Here is a 20,816-nt window from a genome sequence, read left to right as displayed (position 1 = left end):
TAGTAATTTAGGTATTTTACTTACGAGGTCAGCATGGCACCCGACACAGCGTTTTTATTGATTGGCACACTAGCGGCGCAGGCCAATACCACCAAAGATACCATTCGTCATTACGACCAATTGGGGTTACTAAAATCTCGCAAACGCCAAGCAGGCTCCCGGCTTTATACCGAATTTCATCCCGAATGCGTCGAGCGTATCGAGCTCATCAAAAGTGCTCAAGCCATTGGTTTTACATTAACTGAAATCAAAGACAGCTTAAATGATTATTACGATGGTCAACTTGATATTGATTTGCAGCTAAGCCTTACGGAGCAGAAATTGGCGCAAGTTAAAAAACAGCAAACGACAATTAATCTGATGATAGAAATGTTGGCTGAACGCATCGAGGTGCTTGAACGCATGAAAACCGATAAAAACTATCTCTCTAATATCGAGATATGCAAAAAGAAAATACAGCCGCAAGCATAATTTAACTATTCTCTAAACAACCCATTGTTAATCGTAAAATCGCTGCATAATCAAGGCATCGATAGCGGGCCGATGCGGCAGTTGATAATAACTCTTTCGCTTATGAATGACGACAAAACCTTGCCGCTCATATAAAGCAAGCGCTGGTGCATTATCTGCGCGCACTTCTAATAATAAGCTCTCTACCTTATTATTTATTAACTCATTATTTAATGTAGCAAAAAGCTGCGAGGCAATACCTTGACGCTGATAATCAGGATGGGTGCCGATACGTAATATCTCTGCTTGCTCAAAAACCACTTGATATAAACAATAACCAACGATCTTATAGCCTGCTTCCTCTTCTGGTTTATACACTATCATTATATGCGTACTATCTTGCGCGAGCATCTCAGTCAATGTCTGCTCAGTCCATGCGTCGTGCGGCTGTACGAGCGTTTCAATATTTGCGACTGCTTGAAGCGCTTGTTGTCGCTCTGAGGTATTGGTTGCTAATTTCTTTATAATAAACACCGCTTTTCCTTTTATTTTTCTTATGCCTTAACGGCTATGTTAGCGTAATTTTTAAACTTATTCATAAATGGCATTCTATATATGTCATAAATACATACCTAAGCTGCCTATATTCAAAGATATCTTAGACGTTTATTTTAATATTACCAAAATTTTGTAGAAAACATAAAAAAACTGCTTAGCCCTTATACTTAAGGATTAAGCAGTTCGACAGTATTTGAGCTTCAGCATTCAAGTATTTATCGACGCCCGATGATACCAGTCGAACGTCAATGCACTTAAGAATTGTGATTAAGCATTACTTTTCAAATATTCTAACATGGTATCTGCATCTGATACTTCAAATGGATCTGTTGGACAATTGTCATCAAAACCCGCTTCTTTAAACACTTTTTTGATTTCTTTGTTATCGACATACATCGAATACCGCCATGAGCGCATACCAAAGCCAAGATTGCTCTTATCAACCAGCATGCCCATTTTACGAGTGAACTCACCATTGCCGTCAGGAAGCAAGAAAACGTTTTCACGGTTTTGCTTCAGGCCCCATTGGTACATGACAAAGGCATCATTGACAGAAATGCAAACGATTTCGTCTACGCCTAATGCCTTAAATTCATCGTAAAGCGCTTCATAACGAGGTAAATGGCTGGTCGAACACGTTGGCGTAAAGGCACCTGGGAGTGAGAAAACCACCACTTTTTTATTGGCAAATAACTCATCTGTGGTTAGGTCATACCATTTGAATGGGTTGTCTCCGCCGATAGATTCATCACGAACACGAGTTTTGAAAGTCACATCAGGTACATGGGTAATCATTATTTACTCCAATTTAGGTTATTGTGTTTTTATTTTTAAAATGCTACCGCTATATAATAAAGGTTATAGTTATCTATAAGCAAATCTTTAATCTACTATATATAAATCAGTCCTTATAATTTATAGCTTTGGAATTTATTTTTTCAAATTAGAGAAAAATCCTATTATTTAACCCCTTATCCGCATTCATACCCCATAAAAAAAGCCACCCTTTATCAGGATGGCTTTTTTCTTACTGCTTAACGCTTAGATAACTGTATAGCGTTAGGGTTTTGATGCTTAGCTAAGAACGTTAGCAACAACACCAGCGCCTACGGTACGGCCGCCTTCACGAATTGCGAAGCGAAGACCTTTGTCCATAGCGATTGGGTGGATAAGCTCTACGCCCATCTCAACGTTGTCACCAGGCATAACCATTTCAGTACCGTCTTGTAATTGGATTGCGCCAGTTACGTCAGTGGTACGGAAGTAGAACTGTGGACGATAGCCGTTTAGGAATGGTGTGTGACGACCACCCTCTTCTTTTGACAGTACGTATACTTCGGCGTCAAATTTAGTATGAGGGGTGATTGAACCTGGCTTGGCTAGTACTTGGCCACGTTGTACGTCTTCACGCTTAGTACCACGTAGTAGTACGCCACAGTTTTCGCCTGCACGACCTTCGTCTAGCAGTTTACGGAACATCTCTACGCCAGTACAGGTGGTTTTTTGGGTGTCACGGATACCGACGATTTCGATTTCGTCACCAACACGTACGATACCTGATTCAACACGACCGGTTACTACGGTACCACGGCCTGAGATTGAGAATACGTCTTCGATTGGCATTAGGAATGCTTTGTCAACGTCACGCTCTGGCTCTGGGATGTAGGTGTCTAGGATGCCTAGTAGTTCTACAACGGCTGGTTGGCCGTATTGACCTTCGTCGCCTTTAAGGGCTTGGGTGGCACTCCCTTTGACGATTGGGGTGTCGTCGCCTGGGAAGTCGTAGTCGTTAAGAAGTTCACGAACTTCCATTTCTACTAGCTCAAGCAATTCTTCGTCGTCAACAAGGTCACATTTGTTCATGAAGACGATGATGTACGGTACGCCAACCTGACGTGATAGCAGGATGTGCTCACGGGTTTGTGGCATAGGGCCGTCAGTTGCTGATACGACTAGGATTGCGCCGTCCATTTGGGCTGCACCGGTGATCATGTTTTTAACATAGTCGGCGTGACCTGGGCAATCAACGTGGGCGTAGTGACGGGTTGGGGTGTCATATTCTACGTGTGAGGTGTTGATGGTGATGCCACGTGCTTTTTCTTCTGGTGCGCTATCAATAGCGGCGTAGTCTTTGGCTTCGCCACCAGAGGTGATTGCGGCTACGGTTGCGATAGCGGCGGTTAATGTTGTTTTACCGTGGTCAACGTGTCCGATGGTACCGACGTTGACGTGTGGCTTGCTGCGTTCAAACTTGGCCTTTGCCATGGGTATTTCCTCTTTATTGATGAATCTTTAACAATCAAAGATCGGTAAATAGCTGTTTGACGGCTCATGATGCGTAATAACCATCAAACCGTTGACGCTATGGTTTAGCTACTAAAATGAATGTATTCAAGATGCTTACTAGCTTAATCACATGTTTATATATGGGCATTATACTTGTTTTTCAATCGCTTGCATATTGTGCTAGTTGCTAGCGCGCATTGACAAAACAGCTTTTTATAGATATTGCTAAAAATTAGATTTATAAACCTACTGACAGCACTAAAAGGCAACACCTTAGTGTCACCTTTAAATGATTAATTGCCACACTCTATTTATAATTTTCAATATTTTATAATTCGATATTGCTACAATATTTTGTAATATACATTGTCTTGTCGAAATGTGATGCTTTATCAAAATAGTAAAGCATATAGACAAGGCTTGAACAATAAATGGAGCTCATATTGAGAATTGAACTCAAGACCTCTCCCTTACCAAGGGAGTGCTCTACCGCTGAGCTATATGAGCATGCTTTTAAAAACTACAGTAGCCAACCTATGGGTTGTACTAAAAAAAATATCACGATACAGCTAATAACCGACTGTCGTGATGTTTGATAGTTGCTGCGAAGGTGCATATATGGAGCGGGTGGCGGGAATCGAACCCGCGTCATTAGCTTGGAAGGCTAAGGTGTTACCATTATACCACACCCGCATTTACTCTTATATTATTTGACTCTAATTAAGAGTCGTACAAGATAAAGAGTATGCTTGGCGCTAGGACATACTTAAAACAAATATGGTGGTGGGAGAAGGATTCGAACCTTCGAAGCTTTCGCGACAGATTTACAGTCTGTTGGGTTTGACCGCTCCCCAATCCCACCTAGATTGCTTGATATAAATCACTTCAATTGAAAGTAAATTCATAAAAAGCGACTTTGAAAGAGATGGTGCCGACTGCCGGGATCGAACTGGCGACCTACTGATTACAAGTCAGTTGCTCTACCAACTGAGCTAAGTCGGCTTGTTCTCTCAAAGTGGTGGCTATTCTATCAAATATTTTTCTAGACGCAAGCCCTTTTTCATTTTTTTTAGCTTTATTTTCATAAAAGCTGTCAAACACTTGATTGTATTGCTATTTTTCCTGATATGAAATTGCAGCTTTTTTCGAAGCTAAATTAACGAGACATCATTTAAAGCATAAACTGCCCGTCTTTATTGCATGGTTTTATAAAAACTGCATAGTTTTTTATGAAATCCATCATCTTTATAAGCGGGCAGCTGCTTTATTTCTTTAAGAATGCCGTTTAGTTTATAAAGATAGAACTCTTACATACTGCCTTTATTAAACAACCATAGCGCGAGGCCAATGATTAAAATAGCAATAAATACCCAGATAAACCAGCCACCACTCGGTCTTTTCTCAGCTTGTCCCGCATTAGCAGGATTATTAAGCGCTTGATCCATGGCATTATTACCTGATGTACCAAGGTCGCGCGGCTGACCCAAATTGGCCGTGCCCGAAAACTGGGCGGTAGCGGCTTGCTTAGCACGTAGGACATCGGGATCCGCCTCTTCTTGCAAGGTGGTCGTCGTGGTCTTATCATGCGCTGCCGCATCGGTATCATATTGAGCCTGACGAACGGCGCTCGCTGCTGGTTCTTCTACAACCGGTGCGCTAGTTGTAGGCGAAGTTGATGGCTCGCTAGTATCAGCTGCGGATAATACTTCATCAATTCCGGTCTCTTTGTTTACTGCTTCTGTGTTTACTGTTTCTTTAATTGTTGGCTCTTTAACTGTTGCTTCTTGAACAATGGGCTCATCAACCCTAGCTTCTTTAATAACTGGCTCTTCGACAACAGTCTTTTTAACATCAGCTTCTTTATCTGCTGCTTCGCTAACGATTGGCGCTACAACGGCAGGTTCGGCCGCGGCTGGTATCGATTCAGTAGACGTATCACTGTTTGCGCTTAATACTGGCTCATTCGACACAACTGGAGCAGCTTGTTCATTATCCAAGGTCGCAGCAACAGGCGCAATTACCTGAAAGTCAAAACTTGCAAAGCCTAGCGTATCATTGGCATTAAGGCGCTGAGATTTGTTGCCCTCAATCCGCTGCTCATTGATAAAAGTGCCGTTCGATGACTCTAAGTCCTTAACGTATAGCTCACCATTTAATACGCTCAAGACCGCGTGATTGCGCGACACTTGCTTGCTACCGAGCACCACGTCATTATCGCTACCGCGTCCAACAGACAGGCTGTCACTGACGCTCAAGGTCAGATCGCCTAAAGCTTCGGTCAGGGCATTAAGTTGCCAAGTTGCACCCTCTGTCGTCACAGGTGTATGTGCAGTTTCTGTATGGTTTGTCATGTTATCACTCCTTATTTTTATAAAATATTCAATGGCTATTTTTATCTAATAACTTTCTATAAATGGCTGTTCTTATACAATTATCTTCATACTGGCTAAAATTATTGTTGACATTATTTAGCTATAAAGCGAGGTTTTATAATACCGCCAAGCTTGTTGTAAGGAATACTCAGTACGGGCATACCGTATGCGTAGGGGCCAATAGCATAATGCTGATAACGAATATCGATCCCTTTATCAGTCAAGGTTACGTTCTCACTTAAGGTAAATGGCCAGTTTTTCTCATAGCTTGCCGCATCTTCATCGACCGTTTTTACCCAATCTTTATAAGCATCGTAAGCAAGCGCTTTAAATTTTGATTTTTTGTTAGGCTGTAGCATATCTGCTAACTGAATTTGTTTCTCAGTTTTTTGGTCAAATATCAAATACTCGCTATATGGCATGCCATGAGCGCCACCAGTGAAGACATAAGAGTTTATTTCAAACAGCTCAAAATCATTCACATGACCCAAGTATTCAGGCGTCACCATTAAGTTATAGACGAAAATGCTGTCTTGCGGTAAGTCGGCAAACTGCGCGCTAACAAAACCGTCGATGGCAGCTTTGACCTCGGCTGGGCTACTTTTCTTGGTGATGGGCGCGGACTCCGTTGGCTTACTATTGACCACTAAATTATCAATACGCGCATTGGCAAGCTTATTTATCCAAGCATGATTGGTCTTAAGGTACTTCACTTCAATATCTGGGCAATTATCACGCGCCGTACATTTTTCCTGTATTTTTTTAGGCAATTCATATTCTAAATATTCGCTATGACTAATCAAGCTACCCGCCTGCGCTGATAGGCTTAAAGCCCCAAGTAATAAGCCACTACTTAGCAACGTAACCAGACGTCCCACGCTGTGCTGAGATGGAAATCGTTTAGTAAATCTTGAGTTATTGTTATGAATGTCAGTTGTAGATTTCATATAGACTCTTTCACTTACAAATAAGGTTTATTGATATTCTACCGTAACTATTACGCCGTATTGTAGGCGCACTGTTTGTGTTTTTGAGTACTTAATGTTGAGGCGGGCACTTATATTTGACTGCGACAAAATTTTTCGTAATAAAAAAGACACGATAGCGTGTCTTTTAAAGGTAAGAATAAGAATTCATAAGCTAATTTTAATGCTCGCGCGTATTGCTAAAAGTAATCTCAGGATAGCGGTCTTGCATCAGCTGCAAGTTCACCCGAGATGGCGCAAGATAGGTCAAATAGCCACCACCATCTATTGATAATTGGTCATGGGCTTTTTTCTTAAACTTCGCCAGCGCCACTTCATCATCACAATGAATCCAGCGTACGGTCGCAATCGATACCGGCTCAAAGATACACTGAACTTTGTATTCTTCTTTTAGACGGTGGGCGACCACTTCAAACTGTAGGACACCGACCGCGCCCAAGATTAAATCGTTATTAATCTGCGGCATAAAGACCTGCGTTGCGCCCTCTTCGCTCAATTGCTGCAAACCTTTTTGCAGCGCTTTTGATTTAAGCGGGTCTTTTAGCACCACACGGCGGAACAATTCAGGAGCAAAGTGCGGAATACCAGTAAAGTTTAATTCTTCGCCTTCGGTAAAGCTGTCGCCAATCGAAATGGTTCCGTGGTTATGTAAGCCAATGATATCACCCGGGTAGGCTTCTTCTAGCGCTTCACGGTCACCTGCTAAAAACGTTAAAGCATCGGCAATACGCACGTCTTTACCCAAGCGCACGTGCTTCATTTTCATGCCTTTTTCATATTTACCAGAGCACACGCGCAAAAAAGCAATGCGGTCACGGTGACGCGGATCCATATTGGCCTGAATCTTAAATACAAAACCGCTAAATTCGGTTTCGGTTGCGGCGACTTCGCGCTCATTGGTCGGATGCGATTTTGGCGGCGGTGCATATTTAATCAAGGTATCAAGTACCATGTTGACGCCAAAGTTACCCAGTGCCGTCCCGAACAATACAGGCGTCATCTCACCTTTTAAAAACGCCTCGACTTCAAAGTCTTCGAGTGCCATTTGTACCAGCTCAAGCGATTCTTCAAAAGAATCAAACATCAGCTTGCCCAAGCGCTCACGGATATCAGGATAATCGTAGCCTTCGCGCGTTTCAGAGACTGTCATCTCACCGCCATGACCCTTTTCATATAGGTAAGTTTTGTTTTCGGTTAGATGATAAACACCAACGAAATCTTGCCCCATACCAATCGGCCACGTGACCGGAATACATTTAATCTTTAATACTGCTTCGATTTCGCTGAGTAGCTCAAGCGGCTCACGAATCTGACGGTCAAGTTTATTGACAAATGAGATGATGGGCGTATCACGCATCCGGCAAACTTCCATCAGCTTGATGGTCCGCTCTTCGACACCTTTTGCGCCATCGACCATCATTAGCGCACTGTCTACCGCGGTCAGAGTACGATACGTATCTTCACTAAAGTCGGCGTGACCCGGGGTGTCTAGCAGGTTGACCATATGGTCTTTATAAGGAAACTGCATGACCGAGGTGGTGATAGAGATACCACGCTCCTGCTCCATACTCATCCAATCAGATGTCGCATGACGGTCAGTTTTGCGGCCTTTTACTTCACCAACCACCTGAATCGCCTGCCCCCATAGCAGTAACTTTTCGGTCATGGTGGTCTTACCCGCATCGGGATGCGAGATAATGGCAAAGGTGCGGCGTTTGGCGACTTCTTTGCTTAATTTCTTTGGATCTACGCTCATAATTTCGGCTTCAACGGTTGTGTGATTTAGAAATCACGCTAAACAAATAAGATAAATAATGGGCGTATTGTAGCGGATTTAGCGTTTGGTTGCAGAATTAGCGCATAAAAAACACTTTCTATTAACTAAGTAGAGAGTGCGGATATTTTTAAATTTCAAAAACCTTTAAGCGTTAGGCGCTCTTAGCTTTAGTAATAACGCTTGATTTCTCGTTCTAAAAAGTCAGCGGCGACATCATTGACAATCGTGCAATCGACCACACCGCGAAAGCTGTTGGTATTTGGATTGCTGTTGCCTTCGGCGATATAATCCGCTTCATAAATATCTTTACTATATTCAACCCCATTGTACTGATAAGCCGGTTGGTCTTTATACTCAAAAAACATCACTTGCGCCGCTTTTTGCTTATTATTGATACCAACGCCAAACCTTGAGGTACTATAATCTCTATCATCATTAAAACGTGCTTCGGCTGCTTCAATCCATTTATCAAGCGACGAGTATCCTGTTTTGTCTCTTTCGTTAAAGGCTAAAAATGCGCGCTCGCTGCTGACAACGGGAATATAGCAAACCGAGCCTGCTGGAAACGCTAAATTGGTTGGCAGCTTAGAATAGTGATTTAAGGCTGTCATAATGCCGCGACTATTGCTTAGCGGAACGCCTGCACGGTAATCATCGGCTTTCACATCTGATAAATCTAAGGTTTTATAAGTGGTTTGATAATTGAACTTGTTATTGCTGTTTTTTTCATAAATAGGCCGTTTGACCGTGCGCCCACTGACTTCAATATTTTTGTGTTCCAATCGTCCTTCGAACTTATCGGCTAGTACCGTTTTGTCTAAAGTATTTAAACTTTGATTACTGTAGTTATTGACAAGATTTCTGGTTTTAATCTCATAATCACCGGTACGGTAGGTTTCGTCGATGCGCGCAATCGCAGTCGCATTGGCTTTACTGTCATAGCTATCGGCAAATCTGTTCAGCGTTATATTATTGCTACTGCCTACGCCAAAAAACACGTCCTCTTCTTCGCAGCCGCTGAGCGCAAGTGCCACTAGAGAGACGATACTTGGTAATAAAATCCATTTATTTAGCGAGGCATTCATTAAACAATGTCCTTATGATTAGACGCTTTTTAGCTAATTTGGTTACTGTAATATGTTAGTAAAATACTTTTTGTGATTAGTTTACATTAATAGTATCGTTATTTACATATCAAAATCCTACTATTGTGGTTTTAGAAAACTCTGATTAGACATTTTAGCAAGTTACCATTTCTAAACTTGCGCGATACGTTCAGCGTTACCCACTGTGCTAATCTAAGGAGTTACTATGTAAAATCGCCTTTTAAGGAAGGTCACATAGTAGATAGATCATTTAATTATAAAAATCAACAACAAAGGATATGTTATGAAAACATTGTATTCTACACAAGCTACCGTTACTGGCGGCCGTACTGGTAATGCGAGTCTAAAAGATAGTGATTTGACCATTAACATGGTTGCACCGGGTTCTGGTAAAGACGGTAACAACCCAGAGCAGTTATTTGCTATGGGTTATGCTGCTTGTTTTGATGGCGCACTGGCAGCGGTCAAAGGCGAAGAAAAAGCAAAATTTGACTCGACTACCGAAGTATCAGTAGATTTAATGAAAGGCGAAGGTTTGGACTTTAAATTGGCAGCAAAAATCCATGTAATCGGTGAAAATACAGAACTATCGGCCGACGAATTTCAAAAACTGGTCGAAAAAGCCAATAAAGTCTGCCCATATTCAAAAGCCACCCATGGCAATATCGATAGTGAAGTGACGTCAGAAGTAAAATAACTCTTAGAAAAAATATTAATTAGTCAGAAGAAAACTGATAAAAGAACTCAGCTGGTCTGGGTTCTTTTTTATTGGCTGGTATTTAGGTTCTTAACTGCTAGTTTTTTACCAACCATTTATTAGTTCGCCATCCATTCGGCAAGAAGGTATTTTATCGTTATAATGAAGCTATCTTTTCATCCAATTCTTTATTCAATATCTGTTTTTACCCAATACTTGCTGCCCAATTTGATAAGTGACTTTCTATGACCGACAACGATCACAACTCGCACTCGCCCATTAATCCCAATACGCTACCAAACTTTGTCACCATGCCAAATGTAGCGACCATGGATACTAGCCATGTCAATAAAGAGCAGCCGCCTTTTATTTTAGTCGACGGTTCTTATTATTTATTTCGCACCTATCATGCCTTGCCAAAGACCATGCAAAACTCTCAAGGGCTGGTCACCAACGCCATACGTGGGACGTTAAATGCGTTATTAAAACTGATGCGCCGTTATCATCCAACCCATATGGCGGTTTGTTTTGATACCAAATCACCGACTTTTCGTCATGCCATGTCAGAAGAATATAAAGCCAATCGACCAAAAATGGATGTGGAGCTTGCCGAGCAGATTCCTTATATTCATAGTTTGGTGGTGGCGCTAGGGATTCCACTATTGCGTATCGAAGGCGCGGAAGCAGACGATATTATTGGCACTCTAGCCCATCGCGCCGTTGCCGAAGGTCATCATGTGGTTATCTCGACCGGTGATAAAGATATGATGCAGCTGATTAATGACTGCGTGATACTAGAAGACAGCTTTACCGGTAAAGTCACTGATAGCGCAGGCGTGGTCGAAAAATTTGGCATTAATCCTAATCAAATGATTGACTTTTTAACGCTGATGGGCGACTCCTCTGATGGTATCAAAGGCGTACCCGGTATCGGTAAAAAAACCGCCAAAGACTTGCTTAACGAATACGGCAACATTGATAACATGCTCAAAAACGTCGCCAATATCAAAGGACGCGCTGGCAAAAATCTGGTCGAATATGCCGACGACATTCCCTTTAATGCGCAATTAGCAACCATCGTCACTGATTTAGAAATTGGTCAAGATTGGCGAGATTTAAAAATCAATACCGACCCGTGCGCTCATATCGATGAGCTACGCGCGCTCTATAGCGAGCTTGAATTTAAAAATGAGCTGGCATCACTCGACCATCCCAATCATCCAGCCAATGCTAATGAGAATGGCGCACAAAGCGTTGCCGACAGTCAAGCAGATGCCGAATCGCAAGCACAAATCGCCAAATCGCTACAATCAAGTATTATCGATAATATCAAAGACAGTAAAACTCATGATAAAGCGTGGCACACGGTTTTAGATGAACCTGCTTTTGATAGCTTGGTTACATTATTAGAATCTGCACCGCATTTTGTCATTGATACCGAAACCACCAGCGTTTATTGGCGTCAGGCTGAATTGGTTGGCTTGTCTTTTGCGGTAAAAGCTCACGAAGCTTATTATGTGCCATTAACTCATAGTCTAGAAGGCGATGAGCTGACTACCAAACAGCTTGACCGCAATATGGTTTTGACGCGCTTAAAACCCATCTTAGAAAATCCAAACATTGGTAAAATCGGTCAACATTTAAAATATGATGCCCATATTCTTAGCTTTTATGATATCGATCTATTAGGCAGTATTCATGCCAAACCTAATAACTGGGCGATGGATACCATGCTTGCCAGCTATGTGATTAACGCAGCCGCTACTCGCCACGGTATGGATGATTTGGCGCGCCATTATTTGCATACGCAGACCATTAGCTTCGAAGATGTCGCTGGTAAAGGCGCAAAGCAAGTAAGTTTTGACCAAGTTGCCATTGATTTGGCCAGCGATTATGCCTGTGAAGATGCCGACATTACCTATCAGCTGTTTGAGTTATTTAGCGAAAAACTGGCGGCAGATGAAAACAATGCCAAGCTGCTACACGAGTTAGAGATTCCAACGGCTGAGATACTCTGCCAAATGGAAGCAAATGGCATTTTAATCAAGCGCCCGTTTTTAAACGAGCTATCCAAACGTTTCGACGAAGAAATCATTGCGCTAGAAAAACGCGCGTATGAAGTCGCTGGCGAAGAGTTTAATCTTGGCTCACCAAAGCAGCTTGGTGAGATGCTGTTTGAAAAGCTTGGCGTGCCGGGTGGTAAAAAAACCAAGTCAGGTCAGTACTCAACTGGAGAAGCGGTATTATCAAAGATTAACCACCCGTTGGTAGAAATTGTCCTTGAATATCGCGGCTTATCAAAGCTTAAAAGCACCTATACCGATGCACTCGATAATGTCGCAGATAGCGAGACTGACCGCGTGCATACCAGCTACCATCAAGCATTGACCAGCACTGGACGCTTATCTTCAACCGATCCTAACTTACAAAACATTCCTATTCGTACCGCGACCGGTCGTCTGATTCGCCAAGCGTTTATTGCCCCAGAAGGTCGAGTGATTTTAGCCGCGGATTACTCACAAATTGAGCTACGTCTGATGGCGCATTTTTCAGGCGATGTCAATTTAACGCGCGCCTTTAACGAAGGCTTAGATATTCACACGGCAACCGCTGCTGAAGTATTGGGCAAAGCCGTTGAAGCGGTCAGCGCCACTGAGCGCCGCAATGCTAAAGCCATTAACTTTGGTCTACTCTACGGCATGAGTGCCTTTGGACTGGCCAAGCAGCTACAGATGAGCCGCGGCGAGGCGCAAGATTATATCGATATGTACTTTGAGCGTTATCCAAGTGTGAAAGACTATATGATTAATACCCGTGCCAGCGCTTATGAAAAAGGTTATGTTGAGACAATATTAGGCCGTAAGCTTTATACGCCTGATATCAATCATAGCAATCGTATGGTCAAGCAAGGCGCTGAACGGGCGGCGATTAACGCCCCACTGCAAGGCTCAGCGGCTGATTTAATCAAGCTTGCGATGATAGCGGTCGATAAAGTCTTGCCAAAAGAGCACGCAAAAATGCTGCTGCAAGTCCATGATGAACTGGTGTTCGAAGTCGATAGCGATAAGGTCGATAGTATTCGTCAGCTGATTACCGACGCTATGCAGGATGTCCTGACCACAACGGCTGTTGCAAAAGGCTGGAATGTGGACTTTGCCGTACCGTTATTGGTTGAAACCGATATTGGTAGCAATTGGGACGAAGCGCATTAATGACTGAAATAAAAGAAAAGTTTAAACGATAGCGTTTATAAATGCTAATAGCCGTAAGCTTTCCTTCGCAGTATAATAAGTCTACGTCAGATGGTTTTTTACCGCTTGGTTTTTACCTGTTAATGTTTTAAATATTGGTGTTTACGCGGTAATTTACGATATAAAGTGAGCCTTCGCGCTCACTTTTTTATTTTTAAAGCTAGGAGCGTTCCATTTTACATTCAGATAGCATCATCGAACTACCAGGTATCATTATGTTATTCGCCTGCATATTCCGCTGTGCTCAATATATGAAACAAAGTCAGCTCAAACTGGGTCAATATTTTTGGTTGGCATCCGTATTAGTATTTTTTGCTGTGATACGTCGTGAATTAAACTACGTGCCTGAACTCTTTATTCCCAGTAATTTTTCATTTTTGAACCATTCTTATGATTGGTGGGAAGACGCTGTACTATTAACGGTCTATCTACTCATTGTGGGTTTTTTGACCTATAGCTGGCGTTATCTATGGGCTGTATTAAAAAAGGTACCACTATCCCTATATCTCACTGTAGTTGCACTGGCATTGTTAGAGTATATGGGTGAAAACGCCATCCTAATCCCTGAAAGCATCGGAGAAATGGTCGAAGAAATTGCAGAAACCAGTGTTTATGCGATTGCCTTGATTTACTTGTGGCGGTTTAAACTTGGCGATTTTGAAAATTATTTTTTACATCAACCAAATCAACACCAACCTTGCAATGCCAATTACTAGGTTAATTGTTCTAAGTTAACTGTCTAAAATAGTTTTTAGAAAAATAATTAACGCTAAAACTTTTTTATGGCTGCCTACTTAACTCGTACTGGCAGCCGCTTTTTATCTATCCTTACATTTTTTGCACATCCTGTGACACCTCACTACTATTAGTTGCAATTATAACGCGGCAAACTGATAAGCATAATTTTGATAATTATAAACAACCCGTTTAATCGTAATTATAACTATAATGAGGACATAACCATGGACAATTCAAAAACCCCATTACCAGAAGAGATGGATCATATCGAAGGCGATAGCAGCATTGATGATAATGAAGACGGTAGCCAAGAGATTGATTTAAACAATCCTATGCTGCACACCTTTGATGACGACGATGTCATCGATAATAGCGCAGGATTTAATAATTCTGAAGTCGGTACGGACGCCACCCAAGGACTGACACCGATACATCGCCAAAATATCGATGAAGCTCGGATTGATGAGGTGTTGGTCGAAGACAATCTAGACGATAAAGATTATCCCGATATTGTCGATATCGCAGACAGAGATGCGGCTAAAGTTTCTAATGATGACAATTTTTAGACATTACACCTGAATAAAACAGCAAATAATTTAGAAAAAAATACCGAACATTATGTCCGGTATTTTTTTGATTTAAGAAAACTATTAAACCCAGCCATCGAGTGTATCAGCCCAGCCTTTAACCAACGGCAAACTCAATGCTTCAAGCAAATCAATATGCGCCTCATCTAGGTTTAATGCTGGAATATAATGATACTCTTGCCCGCCTGCATTTAAGAAATTATCACGGTTTTCGATTGCCAATTCTTCCAATGTTTCTAAGCAATCAGCAGAGAATGCCGGACTAATCACTTGTACCGAACGTACCCCAGACTTACCCCAATCTTCTAATACCACATCGGTATACGGCTTGACCCATTCTTGCTTACCAAAGCGCGACTGAAAGCTGATAATCCACTCGTCATCTTGTAGACCAAGTTCGTGCGCCACTTGCGCGGCAGTACATTTACAACGTTTTGGGTACGGATCGCCTTTATCGGCATAAGGCTGCGGAATCCCGTGAAAACTAAACATCAGCTTTTCAGGCTTGCCATGCTCGGCTTGAAAGCGGCGAATCGAGTTAGCCAATGCTTGAATATACAGCGGATGCGCAAAGTAGTCTTTGACAATGCTATAGTTTGGCAAGTTGCGTTGCTTGAGCGTCCATTTGGTCAAGGCATCATAGACGGCACCGCCAGACGAGGCAGAATACTGCGGAAATAACGGCAAGATAACAAAATGGTCAACGCCCTCGCTTTTTAGTGTATCCATCACGTCAGGCAAACCCGGATTGCCATAGCTCATCGCTGCATGTACAGAAACGCGAAATGGCGCCACGCTATTTGCCAAGCGCGGCTCGAGCAGCTCAACTTGTCTGTTTAATATTTTGCGAATGGGCGAATCGCCTTCCCAAATACTGGCATAGGCTTTTGCTACACGTTTTGGGCGACTTGGTAGGACAAACAGATTTAAAATAATCGCCCACAAGAATTGAGGGATTTCAATCACACGCGGGTCGGACAAAAACTGTTTTAGATAACGACGGACGGCGGGCGCGGTCGGCTCATCTGGCGTACCTAGGTTGACTAATAAGACGGCAATACGGGGCGGCAATTGAGGTTTCATAAGGGCATTATCTATTCTTGAATTATGTTATTGTGAAGTTATAGGCTTTGATCAGCTAAAAGGAATTTCAAAACTCATATATTTTAGCCATTTATTTAGCAATAGTACTATTAAGCCTTAATTAATCACCCTTGGCAATTATCAAAATATACTAAGCAGACGATAGTCAATCACATACCAAATTATGGTTAAATAAAAAGGCTGATACTTATCATCAGTGTAGCATTTTATCTACCAAAAACGCAGGGCAAAACGCTTGCGGTTTAGGATTGCTAGAACACTAATAAGTTAGCAACTGATACTTTGCCTGAAAGACTGCCTATCAAGGTTGTACTCCTAGGCGCATCGCCATACAATAGACAAGCTTATAACAAGAAAGTAGTTGGACCTATTATTGTCGCGATTCTAGGTTTGTTTTATTTATAACCGTTTTTTATCCATGACCATTGTTTTATCCATAACTGTAACTGTTGTTTTGTGAGGTAGCTTTGAGCGCACGTTCTGATAGTACCAGTGAGCATTCCACCAACCATTCTGCTAATGCGACCGATTCTATCGATTCGGTAGGCTCAGTTGGCCTCGTCACGCCGCAGACTTTTCATTTCGCTGAGCCATTGACCTTAGAATGCAATCGCACCCTACCCTCATTCGATTTAATCTTTGAAACTTATGGCACGCTCAATAGCGACAAATCAAACGCCATTTTGATTTGTCATGCCTTATCAGGTAGCCATCATGCGGCAGGCTTCCATAGTGACGACGATAAAAAAGCAGGCTGGTGGGACAATATGATTGGCCCTAATAAAGCCATCGATACCAATCAGTTTTTTGTGGTTTGCGTCAATAATATCGGCAGCTGCTTTGGCTCTACCGGTCCAACGACTATCAATCCAGATAGTCTAAGCGATGAAGGTGAAGCGCAGGTTTATGGCCCTGACTTCCCCCTTGTCACCATTAAAGATTGGGTAAAAACCCAAGCCATGCTCTCAGACCGCTTGGGTATTGAGGTTTGGCATGCCATTGTCGGTGGCTCAATGGGCGGCATGCAAGCCATGCAATGGTCGGTCGATTATCCAGAACGCTTAAAACGCTGCGTGGTCATAGCCAGTACGCCAAAGCTTTCTGCGCAAAACATTGCCTTTAATGAAGTCGCGCGCCAGTCGATATTATCCGACCCTGATTTTAAAGACGGGCGTTACTTACAGGCGGGTACTTATCCTCGGCGCGGGCTTATTCTTGCACGCATGGTCGGTCATATCACCTACTTAACCGATGATGCGATGAAAGCGAAATTTGGCCGTGATTTAAAATCTGGCAAGTTTATGTATGGCTATGATGTCGAGTTTCAAGTCGAGAGCTATTTGCGCTATCAAGGCGAACGCTTTAGCGAAAACTTCGATGCCAATACTTATTTGCTCATGACCAAAGCGTTAGATTATTTTGACCCGACGCGTGATTATCCTTCAGCAGCAGACTCATCAATACAATCCTCGGCAGAGCTAGAAACCTCCCTCGCCGCCGCAGTAAAAGCCGATTCTACCGAAAATGAGCTTGATAAAACGCTAAATAATAGCGCCACTATTGATAATACTGACAACGCTGATAACGTCAATGTAGTCAATGCAAAAGAGCTGAACGCGCTAAAAGCTGCCTTTGCTCATACGCAGTGTCAGTATTTGGTGGTGTCATTTACCACCGACTGGCGTTTTGCGCCCGAGCGCTCACAAGAGATTGTCGATGCGCTGATGGCAACAGGCAAACCAGTCAGCTATATCAATGTCGACGCCCCGCACGGTCATGATTCGTTTTTATTCGATATTCCACGTTATATGGGTGCAGTTAAAGGCTTTTTGACCGCGCCATTTATTGCTAATCGCTTGAAAGCCAAAGGAGCACGCTCATGAGAATGGATCATCAATTGGCTGAGCGTTGGATAGCGCCGCACTCGCATGTGCTGGATTTAGGCTGCGGTAATGGCGAGCTGCTCGCGCATTTACAGCAAAATCTAGGCGTCACCGGTTACGGACTTGAGATTGACGAAGATAAAATCAATGAAGCCATCACTAGAGGCTTATCTATCGTCGAGCAAGATCTCAATGATGGCTTAAGTCGTTTTGCCGATAATAGCTTCGATACCGTGGTTATGGCGCGCGCCCTGCAAGCGGTAAAAGCGCCTGATATATTGCTGCTCGATATGCTACGCGTTGCCCGTGAAGCCGTGATTACCTTTCCTAACTTTGCCCATTGGCAAAACCGCCTGCATTTAGGCTTAAAGGGTCTGATGCCAGTTTCAGAAGCCCTGCCTTATGAGTGGTATAACACTCCAAACATTCACTTGTGTACTTTTAAAGACTTTGAACAGCTGTGCGCGCAGCATGATATTCATATCATTAATCGCTTTGCGGTCAGTGATTCTGAAAAAGGGCATACACCGCTGATGACCGCATTAATTAGGCAAGCGCCCAATCTGCTCGCAGACGTCGCTATTTATCGGGTCACCAAACAAAAACCTGCTTAATAGTGAGGTTTATACGCTTATTATTAACGAAAATTTAAGTAAAAAGGTAATAATGTTAACCTTAATAGAATGTTAATTTATTCTTACGCTTAAGTAACTCTATGATTTTATTGAGGACCGCGAGGTATAAGTAGGCATTAAATCGTGTAATTAGTATTTGAGTTTCGTAAGTTTGGGTGTTAAGCTAGCGAAATAGTGTCAGTCATACCCCATATACGACCGTTTATCGGATTTTTTAACCGTCTATCGGCTCTATTTGAGGCAAGACCCACTAAATATATAAATGTTATTGCTAATGATTAGGTAAGAAGGTAGCGCAAAATTTCACCTAATTGTTATCGCCGCCTAACTGTCTCAAGCGAGACCATTTTAGCGGTGCAACTTTTTCTTTTGCTTATTAACTGCCTAATTTTGGAGCTGCTATGAAATTATTAAAAGCTGCGTTGTTTACTGCCTTGTTTTCTTGTGCGGGCCTTGCCAACGCTGAGTTAATATCAAACGTGCCACTTGATACCTCACGTTTCGAGCTAATGCCTATCAGTGAGCTGTCTGCCAGCGCTGCCCAAGGTAATAACCACGCCCAGTTTTACTTAGCCAAGCGTTTGCAAAAAGGTGAAGGCGTCGCCCAAAACACCCAGCAAGCTATCCAGTGGTATACCAAGGCCGCTCAGCAAGGCGTTGCCCCTGCTCAGTTGAATCTTGCCATCATGTACTTGCGCGGTGAAGGCGTTCAACCTAACTTGCAACAAGCGCGTCTATGGTTAGAAAAAGCCGCGATGCGTGGCGATAACCGTGCCAGCTATACGCTTGCCCTGCTCGATGAAAAGCAAAAAAATCTGGTCGATGCTTATAAATGGTATGACTTAGCTGCTCGTGATGGCATGCTGGATGAAAAAGTCCGCAATAAAGCACGCGGTAAAATCGGTCAATTGGCATTGAACTTATCAAGTGCTGATATCGCTAGCGCGCGTAGCAAAGCCGATACTTGGTTCCAAAGTAAGTAAACTCTAATTTAGACTTTACACAGTAAATATAAAAAAGCTCAGTATCATACTGGGCTTTTTTATTTGCCATTTTTATGATCTATCATATTTCGATGAAATTATAGAAGGATAAAACCTCCAAAACCTTTTTAAAATTTGTTAAACTACGCCCGCATTAGTCAATTCCACAATTGCGCTAGTGTTATAGCTAATCTACATACTTAAACCAATGCACTAGGTTTGCGACCTAGCCAGCAGGAGAAACACATGAGTACCTCACAAACGACTGACGTACAAGCGTCAACCCACGCCACCGAATACGATAGCGTCATCAACAATATCGTGGTTGCCGCCCTTTATAAGTTCACCCGCTTTGCCGATTTTGAGCAATATCGTGAACCAATCTTAAACACCATGCTAGAGAATGACGTCAAAGGCACGTTATTAATCGCCAGCGAAGGTATTAACGGCACGATTTCTGGTAACCGCCAAGGTATTGATAACGTCTTAGATTATTTGCGCAGTATCGAAGCCATCGGCAGCTTTACTTTTAAAGAGTCGTATACCGATGCCCAGCCTTTTTATCGCACTAAAGTGAAGCTAAAAAAAGAAATCGTCACTATGGGCGTGGAGAATATCGACCCATTACAATCGGTTGGTCGCTACGTAAAGCCAAGCGAATGGAATGCGCTTATCTCAGACCCTGACGTTATTTTGATTGATACCCGTAACGATTACGAAGTACAAATCGGTACTTTTCAAAACGCGGTCAATCCAAATACTGAAACTTTCCGTGAGTTTCCAGAGTATGTGGCAAAAGAACTTGACCCAGCGAAACATAAAAAAGTCGCTATGTTCTGTACTGGCGGCATCCGCTGTGAGAAATCGACAGCATTTATGCGCGAGCAAGGCTTTGAAGAGGTGTATCATTTAGAAGGCGGTATCTTAAAATATTTAGAAGAAATTCCAGCCAGCGAGTCCATGTGGCAAGGTGATTGCTTCGTCTTTGATAACCGCGTGTCGGTCAATCATAACCTAGAAAAAGGCAACTATGAGCAATGTTTTGCTTGCCGCATGCCAATTACTCAAGATGATATGCAAAGCGCCGCCTATGTCAAAGGCGAATCGTGCCCGCATTGTATCGATAAAGCAACCGAAGAGCAAAAAGCGCGTTTTCGTGAGCGCGAGCATCAAATGCAGCTGGCGAAAAAACGTGGTGAGGCGCATATCGGTAGCGATGTGATCGATGTGATTGAAAAGCGCAAAGCAGCTAAGATTGAAGCTCGCCGTCAAGCGGAAGCCGCCAATAAAGCCAAAGCTTAATAAGATAAAACAACCAAAGCTTAACGGCATTAAGGTTTATTAAATAAGGCTTGTTAAATAAGAGTTATAAAAAAAGAGACCAACAGCGTCTCTTTTTTTGA

16 protein-coding genes, 4 tRNA genes and 1 pseudogene are annotated in these 20,816 nt (G+C 42.6%); 9 read left to right on the top strand and 12 right to left on the bottom strand.

Going from position 1 to position 20,816, the window contains the following annotated elements:
• The first annotated feature begins 33 nt into the window (after positions 1–33).
• Complete coding sequence (locus ACPEGP_RS11580; RefSeq protein WP_423813507.1) at positions 34–471, top strand: MerR family transcriptional regulator; 438 nt, start codon at positions 34–36, stop codon at positions 469–471.
• A gap of 27 nt (positions 472–498) precedes the next feature.
• Here ACPEGP_RS11580 and rimI read toward each other — a convergent pair whose 3' ends face one another.
• The 11 genes from rimI to ACPEGP_RS11525 form a co-directional block, all read right to left on the bottom strand.
• Positions 499–984, bottom strand: a complete 486-nt coding sequence (gene rimI, locus ACPEGP_RS11575; RefSeq protein ID WP_423813506.1) for a ribosomal protein S18-alanine N-acetyltransferase — start codon at positions 982–984, stop codon at positions 499–501.
• 291 nt (positions 985–1,275) lie between these two features.
• Positions 1,276–1,803 carry a peroxiredoxin gene (locus tag ACPEGP_RS11570; RefSeq protein ID WP_068404024.1) on the bottom strand — a complete coding sequence of 176 codons (528 nt, stop codon included), beginning with the start codon at positions 1,801–1,803 and terminating at the stop codon, positions 1,276–1,278.
• A 279-nt stretch (positions 1,804–2,082) separates the two neighbouring features.
• Entirely contained in the window at positions 2,083–3,273 is a 1,191-nt protein-coding gene (gene tuf / locus ACPEGP_RS11565; RefSeq protein ID WP_068404023.1) for an elongation factor Tu, read from the bottom strand.
• A 453-nt stretch (positions 3,274–3,726) separates the two neighbouring features.
• Positions 3,727–3,801, bottom strand: a tRNA-Thr gene (locus ACPEGP_RS11560).
• A 112-nt stretch (positions 3,802–3,913) separates the two neighbouring features.
• Positions 3,914–3,987: transfer RNA gene (locus ACPEGP_RS11555), tRNA-Gly, on the bottom strand.
• Positions 3,988–4,072: 85 nt separating this feature from the next.
• Positions 4,073–4,156, bottom strand: a tRNA-Tyr gene (locus tag ACPEGP_RS11550).
• Between the two features lie 64 nt (positions 4,157–4,220).
• A tRNA-Thr gene (locus ACPEGP_RS11545) sits at positions 4,221–4,296 on the bottom strand.
• 305 nt (positions 4,297–4,601) lie between these two features.
• Positions 4,602–5,645, bottom strand: coding sequence for an FHA domain-containing protein (locus ACPEGP_RS11540; RefSeq protein WP_423813505.1), 1,044 nt, complete (start codon positions 5,643–5,645; stop codon positions 4,602–4,604).
• A 113-nt stretch (positions 5,646–5,758) separates the two neighbouring features.
• Entirely contained in the window at positions 5,759–6,613 is an 855-nt protein-coding gene (locus ACPEGP_RS11535) for an RsiV family protein (protein WP_423813504.1), read from the bottom strand.
• A 199-nt stretch (positions 6,614–6,812) separates the two neighbouring features.
• Complete coding sequence (locus ACPEGP_RS11530) at positions 6,813–8,408, bottom strand: peptide chain release factor 3 (RefSeq protein ID WP_144298043.1); 1,596 nt, start codon at positions 8,406–8,408, stop codon at positions 6,813–6,815.
• 188 nt (positions 8,409–8,596) lie between these two features.
• Positions 8,597–9,514, bottom strand: coding sequence for a hypothetical protein (locus ACPEGP_RS11525; protein ID WP_423813503.1), 918 nt, complete (start codon positions 9,512–9,514; stop codon positions 8,597–8,599).
• 304 nt (positions 9,515–9,818) lie between these two features.
• Here ACPEGP_RS11525 and ACPEGP_RS11520 point away from each other — a divergent pair, with 304 nt between their 5' ends.
• From ACPEGP_RS11520 to ACPEGP_RS11505, 4 genes are all read left to right on the top strand, one after another.
• A complete protein-coding gene (locus ACPEGP_RS11520; RefSeq protein ID WP_144298045.1) occupies positions 9,819–10,232 on the top strand; it encodes an organic hydroperoxide resistance protein in 414 nt (137 codons plus the stop codon).
• Positions 10,233–10,477: 245 nt separating this feature from the next.
• A complete protein-coding gene (polA, locus tag ACPEGP_RS11515; RefSeq protein WP_423813502.1) occupies positions 10,478–13,444 on the top strand; it encodes a DNA polymerase I in 2,967 nt (988 codons plus the stop codon).
• A gap of 290 nt (positions 13,445–13,734) precedes the next feature.
• Positions 13,735–14,199, top strand: a complete 465-nt coding sequence (locus tag ACPEGP_RS11510) for a hypothetical protein (protein WP_225211629.1) — start codon at positions 13,735–13,737, stop codon at positions 14,197–14,199.
• A gap of 246 nt (positions 14,200–14,445) precedes the next feature.
• Entirely contained in the window at positions 14,446–14,787 is a 342-nt protein-coding gene (locus ACPEGP_RS11505) for a hypothetical protein (RefSeq protein ID WP_068404012.1), read from the top strand.
• Positions 14,788–14,871: 84 nt separating this feature from the next.
• Here ACPEGP_RS11505 and hemH read toward each other — a convergent pair whose 3' ends face one another.
• Positions 14,872–15,891, bottom strand: a complete 1,020-nt coding sequence (gene hemH / locus ACPEGP_RS11500) for a ferrochelatase (RefSeq protein ID WP_423813501.1) — start codon at positions 15,889–15,891, stop codon at positions 14,872–14,874.
• Positions 15,892–16,445: 554 nt separating this feature from the next.
• On the opposite strand from hemH, the pseudogene metX reads away from it, so the two are divergent.
• The 4 genes and pseudogenes from metX to ACPEGP_RS11480 form a co-directional block, all read left to right on the top strand.
• Positions 16,446–17,765: pseudogene (gene metX, locus ACPEGP_RS11495) on the top strand (homoserine O-acetyltransferase MetX); the annotation flags it as partial.
• Positions 17,766–17,791: 26 nt separating this feature from the next.
• Entirely contained in the window at positions 17,792–18,409 is a 618-nt protein-coding gene (gene metW, locus ACPEGP_RS11490; protein WP_286797699.1) for a methionine biosynthesis protein MetW, read from the top strand.
• Positions 18,410–18,831: 422 nt separating this feature from the next.
• Positions 18,832–19,413, top strand: coding sequence for a tetratricopeptide repeat protein (locus ACPEGP_RS11485; RefSeq protein ID WP_068404007.1), 582 nt, complete (start codon positions 18,832–18,834; stop codon positions 19,411–19,413).
• Positions 19,414–19,659: 246 nt separating this feature from the next.
• The gene (locus tag ACPEGP_RS11480) at positions 19,660–20,715 is read left to right on the top strand and encodes a rhodanese-related sulfurtransferase (RefSeq protein ID WP_423813500.1); all 1,056 of its coding nucleotides are present in this window, start codon (positions 19,660–19,662) and stop codon (positions 20,713–20,715) included.
• The last annotated feature ends 101 nt before the right edge of the window (positions 20,716–20,816 follow it).

It is taken from the genome of Psychrobacter sp. 219-2-C (assembly GCF_049560815.1).
In the GTDB taxonomy this organism is placed as follows: domain Bacteria; phylum Pseudomonadota; class Gammaproteobacteria; order Pseudomonadales; family Moraxellaceae; genus Psychrobacter; species Psychrobacter faecalis.
This window is presented reverse-complemented; position numbering and strand designations above follow the sequence as displayed.